This is a genomic window from Acidovorax sp. SUPP1855, from assembly GCF_030158955.1.
GTDB lineage: Bacteria > Pseudomonadota > Gammaproteobacteria > Burkholderiales > Burkholderiaceae_C > Paracidovorax.
Genome location: NZ_BQXI01000008.1, coordinates 200,387 through 213,668, shown reverse-complemented (window position 1 = coordinate 213,668; position 13,282 = coordinate 200,387). Strand labels below are relative to the sequence as shown.

Sequence of the window (13,282 nt, the reverse complement as noted above, 5' to 3'; positions counted from 1 at the left end):
TACCTGATCCACCACCGCCAGCTTAAAGGCCAGTGTGTAGTCCTTCTGCGTTCTCTTAACCCATTGATCCACTTGACTTTCCTTTCTGATGAACAGAAAGGTGTCAACCTCATTCAGGACGGGTCACTGGCTTCGAGAAAGGCACCGCAAGGTGCCTTTTTCTTCTTCTCGTTGCTCTTCCTGCGGTGCCCCAGGGCTCAGGCAGGCAGGGCGGTCTCCCCGGCTGGGGCGCCTTGCCCGGGCAGGGTAGAGGTGGCGATCGCCTGCGGTGCGTGGCTCGGCGCCAGCACGCATTCGCGCGCATGGAAGTCGGCCAGAGCGTCCCGGTGGCCCACGCTGATGACCGTGGCGGCAGGCAGGCGCTCGGCCAGCAGCGTGTAGAGCATGCGCTCGGCCGCCGGGTCCAGTGCGCTGGTGGCCTCGTCCAGCAGCACCCATTCGGGTTGCTGCAGCAGCACGCGCGCGAAGGCCAGGCGCTGCTGCTCGCCGGGCGACAGGCGCTGGGCCCAGGGCGCGACCTCGCCGAGCAGGCCGCTGAACGGCGCAAGCCCCACCGCCTGCAGTGCCTCGCGCACCTGCGCTTCGGTGTGTTCGCCGGCCGTGTCCGGGTAGGCGAGCGCATCGGCCAGGCTCCCCATCGGCAGGTAGCTGCGCTGCGGCACGAAGAGCATCCGCGCGCGCGGCCGCTCGATGGTGCCGCTGCCGAAGTCCCACAAGCCTGCCAGCGCGCGCAGCAGGGTGCTCTTGCCCGCACCGGAGGGGCCCCGCAGCAGCCAGCGCTCGCCGGGTGCGATGCGCAGGTCGGGCACGCGAAGCAGCGTGGCGCCGCCGGGCAGGGCCAGTTGCAGGCCGTGCGTCGCCAGCACGGAGCCGTCCCCGGCTCGCCACTGGATTCCTTCGGACGGCGCGGCAGGCACGGTGGCGAGCACGTCGCGCAACTCGGCCAGCCGGTTCACCGTGGCGCGCCATTCCGCCAGCGTGCCGTAGCTGTTGATGAACCAGGACATCGCTCCGCTCACCGTGTCGAAGGCCCGGCTGATCTGCATCAGGACCCCGAAGCTGTAGGCGCCCGCGAAGTACCGCGGCGCCGCCAGCGCGAGCGGCAGCACCACGGCCACCTGCGCATACAGCGAGTTCACCAGCGTGAGGCGCTTGGTGTAGCGCATCACCATCCGCCAGTTGTCCTGGATGCGGCCGAACAGGGTGGCGGAGTGGGCGGCTTCGGCCCGTGCGCCGTCGTACAGCGCAATGGGCTCCGCGTTTTCGCGTACCCGCACCAGGCCGAAGCGGAAGTGCGCCTCCACCTGCTGCTGGCGGTAGTTCACGGCCACGAGGCGGTGGCCGAAGGCCTGCATGGCGACCGAGCCCACCAGGGCATAGGCCGCAGCGGCCCAGACCATGTAGCCCGGAATGGTGGCGCTGTAGCCCGCCACATGCACCAGCAGCGGCCCGCCCACCGACCAGAGGATCACAACGAACGAACCGAGGGTGACCACCGTGGACAGCAGGTCCAGCGTCAGCGCGAGGGTGGTGGTCGCCAGGCTGCTGAGGTCATCGGCGATGCGCTGGTCCGGGTTGTCGGCCAGCCGGTCGCGCTCGATGCGGTAGAACGCGTTGCCGTGCAGCCACCGCTGCAGGTAGTCGGTCGTGAGCCACCGGCGCCAGCGAAAGCCCAGCATCTGCTTGAAGTACAGCGCATACACGGCCAGGACGATGTAGGCCAGCGCCAGCCCGGTGAACAGCAGCAGCAGGGGCCCGAAACGGGCCGTGTCCCGCGCCTCCAGGGCGTTGAAGAAATCCGCGCTCCAGGCGTTGATGCGCACGTTGATGTACACGATGCCCAGGTTCATCGCCACGATCAGTGCCAGCAGGCCCCGCGCGGGCCAGCGCTCCTGCGAGAACCAGTAGGGGCGGATCAGCGACCAGGCGGACGTCTTGGCAAGCGGGGGATGGGGCATCGAGGGCGCGATCGTTGTGGGGGATGGCCAGTGTGCCGCGCGCGCCGGGCGGCTGGCTTAGCCGGGCCTTAAACGCGCTCCCGTGCATCGCTGCGTGCTTTGTTGCGTGCGAGGTGCCGGCACCTGTCCACCGCCTGACATTCGCCGCGGGCCACAGGCCCTAAGATTCCGCCCGGGCCGGCCGCCAGCGTGCGAGCGGGCCTTTCAGACCGTGAACCGATTGAAAAAAGGAACAGCGATGACGGAGACGACGACGGCAGCGGCCGCAGAGGTTTTGGCCCAAGTGCGCGGGCAGGTGGGGTTCATCACCCTCAACCGCCCCCGGGCACTGAATGCGCTGTCGCTGGGCATGGTGCGCGCGCTCATGGAGACCCTGCTGGCATGGCAGGACGACGAGCGCATCCTGGCGGTGGCCATTCGCGGCAGCAACAAGGAAGGCCCGTTCGGCGCCTTCTGCGCGGGCGGCGACATCCGCTTTCTGCACCAGGCGGGCAGCCAGGGCGATCCGAGGCTGGAGGACTTCTTCACCGAGGAATACGCGCTCAACCACCTGATCCACCACTACGGCAAGCCCTATATCGCGTTCATGGACGGCATCGTGATGGGCGGCGGTATGGGCATCAGCCAGGGGGCCAGCCTGCGCATCGTGACCGAGCGCACGAAGATGGCCATGCCCGAGACGGCCATCGGCCTGTTTCCGGACGTGGGGGGCGGCTACTTCCTGTCGCGTTGCCCGGGACACGCCGGCGAATGGCTGGGCCTGACGGGCGACACCATCGGCGCAGGCGATGCGGTGGCGCTGGGCCTGGCCGACGGATGCCTGCCGTCCGATCGGCAGGCGGCGGTCTGGGATGCGCTGGGCACGGAGTCCTTCACCGACGCAGCGGCGGTGCAGGCGTCGATTGCTACTAAATTTGTAGCAAAAGAGGCAATGAATACTAAGGCATCGGCCGAAATCGATCGATATTTCGCGTTGGACAGCGTCCAGGCCATCGTGGCCGCGCTGGAGGCCGCCGGCACCGACTGGGCCCTCACCACGGCAGCCACCTTGCGCAAGCGCTCGCCGCTCATGCTGCACGTGGTGCTGGAGCAGATCCGCCGCGCCCGCGGCATGGACCTGGCCGCCGATCTGCGCATGGAGCGCGACATGGTGCGCCACTGCTTTTTCTTGCGCCCCGGCCAGAGCGAAACGGTCGAAGGCATCCGGGCCCTGGCGGTGGACAAGGACCACACCCCGCGCTGGAGCCCGGCGCGCATCGAGGACGTGACGCCGGAGATGGTGGCTCCGTTCTTCGAGAGCCCGTGGCCGGCCCATGCCCACCCGCTGGCCGCGCTGCGCTGAGCGCGGCCATCACAACTGCGGATGCACCGCCGTCGCCAGCCCCAGCAGGGCGGCGCGCGGCAGGGCGCCGCTGAGCGCGTAGCCGAAGCCGCCATCCGTCCAGTAAAAGCAGGGCACCGGGCCGTCCGCATCGAAGCGGAAGGCCGTGTCGGCCGCACCGGGCTGGCCCGCCGCCAAGGCGCCGAGGTACAGGGTGACGCGCTCTCCGGCGGCGTTCTGGTACATGAACTGGGCCCGTGCGCCCGTGTCACCCGGCAGCAGCCGCCCGCCCACCAGCTCGTACCCCTGGGCCGCCAGCACGGGAATCCTGAGCGGCCGCCCGAGCCGCTTGGACAGCCACTGCACCAGATGCTCCTGCTGGGCGGCGGCCACCTCCACGGGGTGACGCTGCTCCGGCTGGTACACCGCGTGCGCCACGGCGGCCTGTTGGGCGAATCGGCGGGCGACGGCAGGTGCGGCATCGGCCATGCGGCCGGCGGCCTGGGCGCGGTGGTCGGTGGGCCATTGCCCGTGCACGGTCCAGCCCAGACCGAAGGCGAGGAGCAGCGAGGCGGCCATTCCGCCCAGGCGCCACCAGCGGGCCTCTCGCTCCCGCACGGCCTCCAGGCGGCCGGCCGCGCGCTGCAGGCTGTCTGGCACCGGGGCCGCGTCCCAGGCGGCGTGCAGGGCCTGCAATTGCGCGCGCTGGGCCTGCCAGGCCGCTGCGGTGGCCTGGGTCTCGGCATCGCGGGCGAGGCGGGCGCGCAGGGCCTCGGCCTGCGCGGCCGAAAGCCGTCCGTCGGTCAGGGCGTGCAATGCGTCCTCGGAAATGGGGGGGTCGTCGTGGGAGGCCATGGGGTCCTCACTTCATGCGGCGCAGCGCGGGCGGGGCGTCACCGGGCGCCGGGCGCGCCGTGGCGGGCGCGTGCATCAGCTCGCGCAGCCGTGCCCGGGCGCGGGACAGGCGCGACATCACCGTGCCGACGGGGATCTGCAGCACGCGGGCTGTCTGCGCGTAGTCCATGTCTTCGAGCGTGACCAGCAGCAGCACCGCGCGCTGGTCGGGGGGCAGGCGCTGCAGGCAGCGATCGAGGTCGATGGCGTCGTCCGATGCGGGTGCGGGGGCCTGAAGGCTGTCCTGCACGGCCTCGATGTCCAGCAGCGGCAGGGCCGAAGCCGAGCGCTGCTGGTTCAGGTACAGGTGGTGCATCAGGGTGAAGAGCCAGGCCCGCAGATCGCTGCCCGACCGCCAGAGCAGCCACTTGCGGCACGCGCGCTCCAGCGTGTCCTGCACCAGATCGTCCGCGGCCCATGCATTGCCGGTCAGGGCCCGCGCATAGCGGCGCAGGCTGGGCAGGTGCTCGACGATCCGGTCCATGGGGGCGGGCGCTGGGCCGGTCCCGGATCAGGGCTTGGCGGTGTGCCAGACCTGGTTGACGCCGTCGCCGGTGCGATCGCCTGGCTTGGCGTCCTTGGCCCAGTAGTACAGCGGCTTGCCCTTGTAGGCCAGCTGGCTGCTGCCGTCATCGCGGCGCACCACGCTGTAGTCGCCGGTCGGGGTGGCGTTGCCGGCCATCAGCGGTGGCCAGTTGGTGGCGCAGGGGCCGTTGCAGACCGATTTGCCGCTGCCCGTCGCATCGCGGTCGAAGGTGTAGAGGGTCATGCCGTTGGGGCCGGTCAGTGCGCCGTCCTTGGCCTGGACGCCAGCCGGCGCCGTCATCATGGAAGAGCAGCCGGCCAGCGCCAGTGCAAAGGCGGCGGTGGCCACGGAGGAAGCGATGCGGATCATGGGTGTCTCCAGTCGATCGGGTGCGGGCGACGCGAAATGCGGCCCTGCACCTGGATGAACACCGAAGGATGCGCTTTTATTCCCTGCGCCACCGAAAAAATTACCGGTGGCGGCTTTTCATCGCGCGCTCGACCTCGCGCTTGCCTTCGCGGTCCTTGATGGTGTCGCGCTTGTCGTGCTCCGCCTTGCCCTTGGCCAGCGCGAAATCGCACTTCACCAGGCCATCCTTCCAGTGCAGGTTGAGCGGCACCAGCGTGTACCCCTTTTGCTCGACATTGTTGATCAGGCGGTCGATCTCCTGCCGGTGCAGCAGCAGTTTCTTGGTGCGCGCCGCCTCGGGGCTGACGTGGGTCGAGGCGGTCTTCAGGGCGTTGATCTGGCAGCCGATCAGGAACAGCTCGCCTTCGCGGATCACCACGTAGCCGTCGGTCAGTTGCACCTTGCCTTCGCGCAGTGCCTTGACCTCCCAGCCGTGCAGCACCATGCCGGCTTCGTAGCGTTCCTCGAAGAAGTAGTTGTAGGCTGCCTTTTTGTTGTCGGCGATGCGGGACTGTGTTTCGGGTTTTTTGGCCATGGGTTATAGGTGCGGCGCAAACCGGGAGATGAAAGCCCTCCCTACAATCGTTGTCGTCTCGCTTCCAAGATTTTAGGCCCACGCGCTCCAGGCCCTCCGTAGGGCATCCGGCCCTTTGCCCATGGCGCCTTGCTTCATCCATGAAAAACGTCAACAAGTCCGTCCTGATCTGGTACAGCCCCGAGGAAATGTTCGCCCTCGTCACCGATGTGGCCAAGTACCCGGAGTTCCTGCCCTGGTGTGACCATGCGGCCGTGCTGGACCAGGACGCGCAAGGCATGACGGCCGAGGTCGGCATCGCGCTGGGCGGGCTGCGCAAGACATTCGTCACGCGCAACACGCAGGAGGCCGGGCGCCGCGTTCAGATGCGCCTGGTCAAAGGGCCGTTCTCCCAGCTGGACGGCGACTGGATCTTTCACCCGGTGGGAGATGGCTCGCAACGCGCCTGCAAGGTCGAGCTCACGTTGAACTACGGTTTCGACAGCGTGGCGCTGGCGGCCTTGGTCGGGCCCGTTTTCGATCGCATTGCCGGCACGATGGTGGACGCGTTCATCCAGCGCGCCGAGCAGGTGTATGGCTGAAAAGCCGGACGCATCCGCTGCTGGGGCGGCGGTGGAGTGCCTGACGGTCACCGTGGTGCACTCCTCGGCACCCCGATCGACCGTGGAGCGGGTCTTGCCGTTGCCCAGGGGCTCCACCCTGGCCGATGCATTGAAGGCCTGCGGGCTGAATGCGGGCGGCAGCGCCTGCGGCGTATGGGGCAGGGTGGTGGCGCCCGACCAGGTTTTGCAGGACGGTGACCGGGTGGAGCTGTACCGGCCTTTGGTGGTGGACCCCAAGGTGGCGCGGCGCGAGCGTTTCGCCCGCCAGGGGGCCCGGTCCACCGGCCTGTTCGCGCAGCGCAGGCCGGGTGCGAAGGCCGGCTACTGAGGGGTGGCGGGCACGGGGGTGTTAGAGATGCCCGCGCGGGCGGTCATCCAGTAAACGAGCCGGGTTTTGAGCTCAGCGCGGCGCGCACTCGGACGCGATCACGCTGTCGGCGCGGCGGGCCTCCGCGGCCTTGGCGGACTCGTCCATGAACACGCGCTCTCCCTGTGCATTGGTCTGGCTGAACAATTGGCCGGATGTCATCGCTGCCTTGGATTGCCGTGCCCGCTCGCAGTTTTCGGCCCGCAGCTTGGCCTGGCGCTCCTCTTCGGCCTTCTTCTTCGCGGCCTCCGCCGCGTCGGCCTGGGCCTTGCGCTCTTCCAGTTCCCTGTCTTTCCCGGTGGGGCGTGGCGCACTGGCTGCCGCCATGGCGGCAGACGCCCCATCCGCCGCAGGCGGCACCGCAACCGGGCGGGCCGAGATCGCATTGCCGCCGGGCTGCTTGAGAATGCTCTTTTGCGGAATCTCCGCTGGCGGCGGCCGGTCGCTGTACACCTTGCGGCCGTCCTTGTCGATCCACTGCCATTGCGCCGCAGCGCCCATGGCCCACGTGCAGGCGAGGGCGGCCAAAAGAAGCTGGGAGGTTTTCATGCGACGCAAGTTTAGCGGTCGAAGCCCCTTGGCGCCATGGTTGCCAAGCCACAACGCGAGCGCACGCACGGCCCGCAGGTACAATCCTTTTTTTGGAGCTTTCTCATGCGCCTTCTTGGAAAAGCGCTCACCTTCGACGATGTGTTGCTGGTGCCAGCGTACTCCCAGGTCCTCCCCAAGGACACGTCCCTCGCGACGCGACTCTCCCGCAATATTTCCCTGAACCTGCCGCTGGTGTCCGCCGCCATGGACACGGTTACCGAAGCGCGTCTGGCCATTGCCATCGCGCAAGAGGGTGGGATGGGGATCGTGCACAAAAACCTCACGCCGCAGGAGCAGGCCGCCCACGTGGCCAAGGTCAAGCGGTACGAGTCCGGTGTCGTTCGCGACCCCGTCGTCATCACGCCCGAGCACACCGTGCTGCAGGTGTCGCAACTGTCGGAGCAACTGGGCATCTCGGGTTTTCCGGTGTGCGACGGTGGCAAGGTCGTCGGCATTGTGACGGGGCGCGACCTGCGCTTTGAAACGCGCTACGACGTCAAGGTGCATGAAATCATGACGCCGCGCGACAAGCTCATCACGGTCAACGAGAAGGAAGGCACTTCTCCCGCGGCGGCCAAGGCCTTGCTCAACAAGCACAAGCTCGAGCGGCTGTTGGTGGTCAATGACGCGTTCGAGCTCAAGGGCTTGATCACGGTCAAGGACATCACCAAGCAGACCAGCTTTCCCAATGCCGCGCGGGATGCCGCTGGCCGCCTGCGCGTCGGCGCGGCTGTCGGCGTGGGCGAGGGCACGGAAGAGCGCGTCGAAGCGCTGGTGAAGGCCGGTGTCGATGCCATCGTGGTGGACACGGCCCACGGCCACAGCAAGGGCGTGATCGACCGGGTGCGCTGGGTCAAGCAGAACTACCCGCAGATCGACGTGATCGGCGGCAACATTGCCACGGGCGCTGCCGCGTTAGCCTTGGTGGAAGCCGGCGCCGATGGTGTCAAGGTCGGTATCGGCCCAGGCTCCATCTGTACGACCCGCATCGTGGCGGGTGTGGGCGTGCCGCAGATCATGGCCATCGACAACGTGGCCACGGCGCTCCGGGGCACGGGCGTTCCTCTCATCGCCGATGGCGGCATCCGTTATTCCGGCGATATCGCCAAGGCCTTGGCGGCCGGCGCCAGCGCCGTGATGATGGGCGGCATGTTCGCCGGCACGGAAGAAGCGCCGGGCGAGGTCATCCTGTTCCAGGGCCGCAGCTATAAAAGCTACCGCGGGATGGGCAGCATCGGCGCCATGCAGCAGGGCAGTGCGGACCGTTACTTCCAGGAATCCAGCACGGGCAACCCCAATGCGGACAAACTGGTGCCGGAAGGCATTGAAGGCCGTGTGCCCTACAAGGGGTCGATGGTCTCCATCGTGTTCCAGATGGCGGGCGGTGTGCGCGCCGCCATGGGTTACTGTGGTTGCGCCACGATCGAAGAAATGAACAACAAGGCCGAGTTCGTCGAGATCACCACCGCAGGCATCCGCGAAAGCCATGTCCACGATGTGCAGATCACGAAGGAAGCGCCCAACTACCGCGCCGACTGATCTTGTCGCCACCACAGGCCCGAACCCTTCTTGCGGTGTTCGGGCCTTTGTTTTTTCCTCCCCCCGACGCCTGCCATGCAACACCAGAAAATCCTCATCCTCGATTTTGGCTCCCAGGTCACCCAACTCATCGCGCGTCGTGTGCGCGAGGCGCATGTGCTCAGCGAAGTGCACCCCTGCGATGTCACGGATGAATGGATCCGCGAATATGCCAAGGACGGTTCGCTCAAAGGGGTGATCCTCTCCGGCAGCCATGCCAGCGTGTACGAGGACACCACCGACAAGGCCCCGCAAGCCGTGTTCGAACTGGGCGTTCCCGTCCTGGGCATCTGCTACGGCATGCAGGCCATGGCCCATCAACTGGGCGGCAAGGTCGAGGGCGGGCACAAGCGCGAGTTCGGTTTCGCGGCGGTGCGTGCACGGGGCCACACGGAGCTGCTGCGCGACATTGCCGACTTCACCACGGAAGAAGGCCACGGCATGCTCAACGTGTGGATGAGCCATGGCGACAAGGTCACGGAACTGCCCCCGGGCTTCAAGCTCATGGCCAGCACCGAGAGCTGCCCCATCGCCGGGATGGCGGATGAAGAGCGCAAGTTCTATGCGGTGCAGTTTCATCCTGAAGTCACGCACACCGTGCAGGGCAAGGCGCTGCTGGAGCGTTTCGTGCTCGGCATCTGCGGCGTGCGTCCCGACTGGATCATGGGGGACTACATCTCCGAAGCGGTCCAGAAAATCCGAGACCAAGTGGGCGACGAAGAAGTCATCCTGGGGCTGTCCGGTGGGGTCGATTCGTCGGTGGCCGCCGCGCTGATTCACCGCGCCATCGGCGATCAGCTGACCTGCGTTTTCGTGGACCACGGCCTGCTGCGTTTGAACGAAGGCGACTTGGTCATGGAGATGTTCCAGGGCAAGCTGCATGCGAATGTCATTCGCGTCGATGCGAGCGATCTGTTCCTGGGCAAGCTGGCAGGCGTGAACGACCCGGAAGCCAAGCGCAAGATCATCGGCGGCGAGTTCGTGACGGTGTTCAAGCAAGAGGCCGCCAAACTGAAGGCGGGAGACAAGGGCCACAAAGGTGCCACCTTCCTCGCGCAAGGCACGATCTATCCCGATGTGATCGAGTCGGGTGGCGCCAAGAGCAAGAAGGCCGTCACCATCAAGAGCCACCACAACGTCGGCGGTCTACCTGAGCAGCTCGGCTTGAAGCTGCTGGAGCCGCTGCGCGATCTGTTCAAGGATGAGGTGCGCGAACTGGGCGTCGCCCTCGGGCTGCCGCCCGAAATGGTGTACCGCCATCCATTCCCCGGGCCGGGCCTGGGCGTGCGCATTCTCGGCGAAGTGAAGAAGGAATACGCCGATCTACTGCGGCGCGCCGACGACATCTTCATCCAGGAACTGCGCAATTTCATCGATCCAGGCACTGGCAAGAGCTGGTACGAGCTGACGAGCCAGGCCTTCACCGTATTTCTGTCCGTGAAAAGCGTGGGTGTCATGGGCGATGGGCGCACGTATGACTACGTGGTGGCCCTGCGCGCCGTGCAAACCAGTGACTTCATGACTGCGGATTGGGCAGAGCTGCCTTACGCGTTGCTCAAGAAAGTGTCCGGACGGATCATCAATGAGGTGCGCGGGATCAATCGAGTGACCTACGACGTCTCCAGCAAGCCGCCAGCGACGATTGAGTGGGAGTGAAATCAGGTCCTTCGGGGACTATCGCCACCAATCGAAAATCCGCCGTAACGTGTTGATTTAAAAAGAAATATGTCACGGCAGCTATCGGGGACTATCGCCTGGCAGCGCAGCGGATTGACGGTAGAGGTGACGGTCAGAACCGGAGGCCGGATTGAGACCTCCTTGTTTACTATCGAGACCAAATCGGTCTTTGACGGTAAATCACTCCTCTGGAAAGCTTGTTTCATGCGGCTTTCCGGGCATCAGCAGGTCTCCTGACCCCTGACGGTAAAAGCCGTCATGAACAGGAGGAAAAACCTCGATGCTTACCGACACCGCACTACGCAACCTCAAGCCTAAGTCTTTGACTTATAATGCATCCGACCGTGACGGCATGTACGTGACGGTATCGACCGCCGGTACCGTCACCTTCCGCTACGATTACCGTCTCAACGGCCGGCGGGAAACGCTGACCATCGGCCGTTACGGGCCGGCCGGCATTTCGCTGGCGATGGCCCGCGAAAAGCTGCTCGACGCTAAGAAAGCCGTTGCCGAGGGCAAGTCCCCGGCGCACGAGAAGCAGCGCGAGAAGCGCCGGCTGACCGCTGCCAAGAATTTTGGCGACATGACTGCCCGATGGCTTGCCGACGCCAAGATGGCCGACAGCACGCGCGCGATGCGCAAGAGCATCGTTGATCGGGACATCCTGCCGTCGTTCAAGAACCGGCTACTCAACGAAATCAGCTCCGACGACCTGCGCGCTTTATGCAACAAGGTGAAGGCCCGCGGCGCGCCCGCCACAGCCGTCCACGTTCGCGACATCGTGAAGCAGGTGTATGCCTTCGCCATCCTGCACGGCGAGAAGGTGGACAACCCAGCCGACGGCGTGGGCGCGGCTTCGATCGCGACCTTCGTGCCCAAGGATCGGGCGCTGTCACCGATGGAGATCCGCCTGATGAATCGACAGATGGAATCGGTGGCCACGTATCCGACCATTCGCCTGGCGCTGCGCATGATTCTGCTGACGCTGGTACGAAAGAGCGAATTGATCGAGGCGACATGGGCCGAGGTTGATTTCGAGAATGCGACCTGGACGATTCCGAAGGCTCGGATGAAAGGCCGCAATCCGCACGTCGTTTATCTGTCGCGCCAGGCCATGGACATCTTCGTTGCGCTCCACACCTGCGCGGCAGGGTCCAAGTTCGTCCTGCCGTCGCGGTACGACGCCGACCGCTGTATGTCCAAGGCGACGCTCAACCGCGTGACTCAGATCGTGTCCGAGCGCGCGAAGGCCGCCGGTCTACCGCTGGAGCCTTTCACAGTGCATGACCTACGGCGCACCGGCTCTACGCTGCTCAACGAGGTCGGCTTCAACGGCGACTGGATCGAGAAGTGCCTTGCGCATGAGGACGGCCGTTCATCTCGCTCGATCTACAACAAAGCCGAGTACGCCGAGCCGCGGCGCCACATGCTGCAGGAGTGGGCCAATATGGTCGATGCCTGGGTCGATGGGGGTAGCTACGCGCCCACGCTGTTGCCGAGCAATACGGTCGTGCCCGTGCTGAGTGCATCGGTCTAAGTCACTTCGCGTCGGGTTGTCAGTTGACAACCAGCCGATTCATCCCCATACTAGAGATCATGAATGGCCCGTCCCTCGCATCCGAAGAAGGAAGTCGAAGAAGCGCTCAAGCATGCGGAAACGCAGGGCTGGCGCGTCACGGTCGGCGGCAGTCACGCCTGGGGCAGGATCTACTGCCCCTACAACGACGATGAGTGCCGCTGCGGCGAGTTCTGCATCACCAGCGTGTGGAGCACGCCGAAGAACCCTGGCAACCATGCCCGAGCGTTGCAGCGCGTCGTTGACAACTGCACGACGCACAAGCAACGAAACGAAGTTGACCCTTCATCCGAGGAATGACGTATGGAATACACCTTCACCTTGAAGTACCAGCTTGCCGAGCACGACAGCGATACCGATGCGCTGGTGGAGCGTTTGGGTGAAGCCGGCTGCGACGATGCCTTGGTAGGCATTGGGCAGCCGGGCCGAATGGCGTTGGAGTTCACCCGCGAAGCCGAGAGCGCGCAAGCCGCAGTGCGAAGTGCGCTGGCCGATGTGAAGCGTGCCGTCCCTCTGGCGAAGTTGGTGGAGGCCGTACCAGATTTCGTTGGCCTGACCGATGTCGCCGAACTGGTGGGCGTATCGCGTCAGGCGATGCGCAAGCTGATGCTCTCTCATGCCGCTACCTTTCCTGCACCGGTGCACGAGGGCAGCGCCTCGATCTGGCACCTGGCCGAAGTGCTGGGCTGGCTGGAAGAGAAGGGCGGCTATGCCCTTGAACGGAAGATGCTGGAAACCGCGCGTGCGGCGTTGGAAGTGAATCTGGCCAAGGAGGTTCATCGACTCCCTGTGGCAGCGGCGCAAAAGCTGAAGCTGTTGATCGCCTGATCCCGGTTTCTACCGAGTGGTTGCCTCGCGCACGGGGCGGCGCTTGCGCTGTCTGACGTCAGGTCCGGTCGACCTAGCGACACCACCGGACCGAGAGGCTTGCTTGCGAGCCTCAATCCAGGCTTCGACTTCCTCCAGATCCCATACAACGCAGCGTGCGGTCAGGTTGAATCGACGTGGAAACTCGCCGCGCTGCTCCATTTCATAGATCGTCGTTTCAGCCAAAGGAACGATCTGATGCAACTCCTGACGGCGAATGGTGCGACGGAACGGGAGGGGGAATTTGGCCGGAAACTGCGGTAGGTCTTCGTAGCCATCCGTACCTGGATGGGGCATGTGCGCCTTCAGCGGCACAGCGCCATCATCTGCAGCAGTGTGACTAATGCGAGCGAGCATCAACGGTCCTCAAGAAGCTTTGTTC

The 13,282-nt window shown here is 65.6% G+C and carries 15 protein-coding genes; 8 read left to right on the top strand and 7 right to left on the bottom strand.

What is annotated here, in order from left to right; all coding sequences use genetic code 11:
- Positions 1-197: 197 nt before the first annotated feature.
- Complete coding sequence (locus tag AVMA1855_RS09865; protein WP_284425568.1) at positions 198-1,958, bottom strand: ABC transporter ATP-binding protein/permease; 1,761 nt, start codon at positions 1,956-1,958, stop codon at positions 198-200.
- Between the two features lie 238 nt (positions 1,959-2,196).
- Here AVMA1855_RS09865 and AVMA1855_RS09860 point away from each other — a divergent pair, with 238 nt between their 5' ends.
- Entirely contained in the window at positions 2,197-3,300 is a 1,104-nt protein-coding gene (locus AVMA1855_RS09860; protein WP_284425567.1) for an enoyl-CoA hydratase/isomerase family protein, read from the top strand.
- A 9-nt stretch (positions 3,301-3,309) separates the two neighbouring features.
- Here the strand turns inward: AVMA1855_RS09860 and AVMA1855_RS09855 are convergent, their stop codons facing one another.
- The 4 genes from AVMA1855_RS09855 to smpB all read right to left on the bottom strand — a co-directional run bounded on the left by AVMA1855_RS09855 (position 3,310) and on the right by smpB (position 5,642).
- Positions 3,310-4,134: an anti-sigma factor family protein gene (locus tag AVMA1855_RS09855; protein ID WP_284425566.1), complete on the bottom strand. Its 825-nt coding sequence runs from the start codon at positions 4,132-4,134 to the stop codon at positions 3,310-3,312.
- A gap of 7 nt (positions 4,135-4,141) precedes the next feature.
- A complete protein-coding gene (locus AVMA1855_RS09850; protein WP_284412157.1) occupies positions 4,142-4,657 on the bottom strand; it encodes an RNA polymerase sigma factor in 516 nt (171 codons plus the stop codon).
- A 27-nt stretch (positions 4,658-4,684) separates the two neighbouring features.
- Entirely contained in the window at positions 4,685-5,068 is a 384-nt protein-coding gene (locus AVMA1855_RS09845; protein WP_272568718.1) for a COG4315 family predicted lipoprotein, read from the bottom strand.
- A gap of 100 nt (positions 5,069-5,168) precedes the next feature.
- Positions 5,169-5,642: an SsrA-binding protein SmpB gene (smpB, locus tag AVMA1855_RS09840; RefSeq protein WP_284425565.1), complete on the bottom strand. Its 474-nt coding sequence runs from the start codon at positions 5,640-5,642 to the stop codon at positions 5,169-5,171.
- A 140-nt stretch (positions 5,643-5,782) separates the two neighbouring features.
- On the opposite strand from smpB, the gene AVMA1855_RS09835 reads away from it, so the two are divergent.
- Together AVMA1855_RS09835 and AVMA1855_RS09830 are read left to right on the top strand one after the other, a co-directional pair.
- Positions 5,783-6,223 carry a type II toxin-antitoxin system RatA family toxin gene (locus AVMA1855_RS09835; RefSeq protein WP_284425564.1) on the top strand — a complete coding sequence of 147 codons (441 nt, stop codon included), beginning with the start codon at positions 5,783-5,785 and terminating at the stop codon, positions 6,221-6,223.
- A complete protein-coding gene (locus tag AVMA1855_RS09830) occupies positions 6,216-6,572 on the top strand; it encodes an RnfH family protein (RefSeq protein WP_284425563.1) in 357 nt (118 codons plus the stop codon). The genes AVMA1855_RS09835 and AVMA1855_RS09830 overlap by 8 nt, the downstream gene beginning before the upstream one ends.
- 72 nt (positions 6,573-6,644) lie before the next feature.
- Here AVMA1855_RS09830 and AVMA1855_RS09825 read toward each other — a convergent pair whose 3' ends face one another.
- The gene (locus AVMA1855_RS09825; protein ID WP_284425562.1) at positions 6,645-7,160 is read right to left on the bottom strand and encodes a DUF4124 domain-containing protein; all 516 of its coding nucleotides are present in this window, start codon (positions 7,158-7,160) and stop codon (positions 6,645-6,647) included.
- Between the two features lie 105 nt (positions 7,161-7,265).
- Here AVMA1855_RS09825 and guaB point away from each other — a divergent pair, with 105 nt between their 5' ends.
- From guaB to AVMA1855_RS09800, 5 genes are all read left to right on the top strand, one after another.
- Positions 7,266-8,741, top strand: a complete 1,476-nt coding sequence (gene guaB, locus AVMA1855_RS09820; RefSeq protein WP_272552260.1) for an IMP dehydrogenase — start codon at positions 7,266-7,268, stop codon at positions 8,739-8,741.
- Between the two features lie 75 nt (positions 8,742-8,816).
- The gene (guaA, locus tag AVMA1855_RS09815) at positions 8,817-10,436 is read left to right on the top strand and encodes a glutamine-hydrolyzing GMP synthase (RefSeq protein ID WP_284425561.1); all 1,620 of its coding nucleotides are present in this window, start codon (positions 8,817-8,819) and stop codon (positions 10,434-10,436) included.
- Positions 10,437-10,737: 301 nt separating this feature from the next.
- On the top strand, positions 10,738-11,994 hold the full coding sequence (locus tag AVMA1855_RS09810) for a tyrosine-type recombinase/integrase (protein ID WP_284425560.1): 1,257 nt from the start codon (positions 10,738-10,740) through the stop codon (positions 11,992-11,994).
- 63 nt (positions 11,995-12,057) lie between these two features.
- Positions 12,058-12,333, top strand: coding sequence for a hypothetical protein (locus tag AVMA1855_RS09805; RefSeq protein ID WP_284425559.1), 276 nt, complete (start codon positions 12,058-12,060; stop codon positions 12,331-12,333).
- Between the two features lie 3 nt (positions 12,334-12,336).
- On the top strand, positions 12,337-12,861 hold the full coding sequence (locus tag AVMA1855_RS09800; RefSeq protein WP_284425558.1) for a helix-turn-helix transcriptional regulator: 525 nt from the start codon (positions 12,337-12,339) through the stop codon (positions 12,859-12,861).
- 9 nt (positions 12,862-12,870) lie between these two features.
- Here AVMA1855_RS09800 and AVMA1855_RS09795 read toward each other — a convergent pair whose 3' ends face one another.
- On the bottom strand, positions 12,871-13,257 hold the full coding sequence (locus AVMA1855_RS09795; protein ID WP_284425557.1) for a helix-turn-helix transcriptional regulator: 387 nt from the start codon (positions 13,255-13,257) through the stop codon (positions 12,871-12,873).
- Positions 13,258-13,282 lie beyond the last annotated feature (25 nt).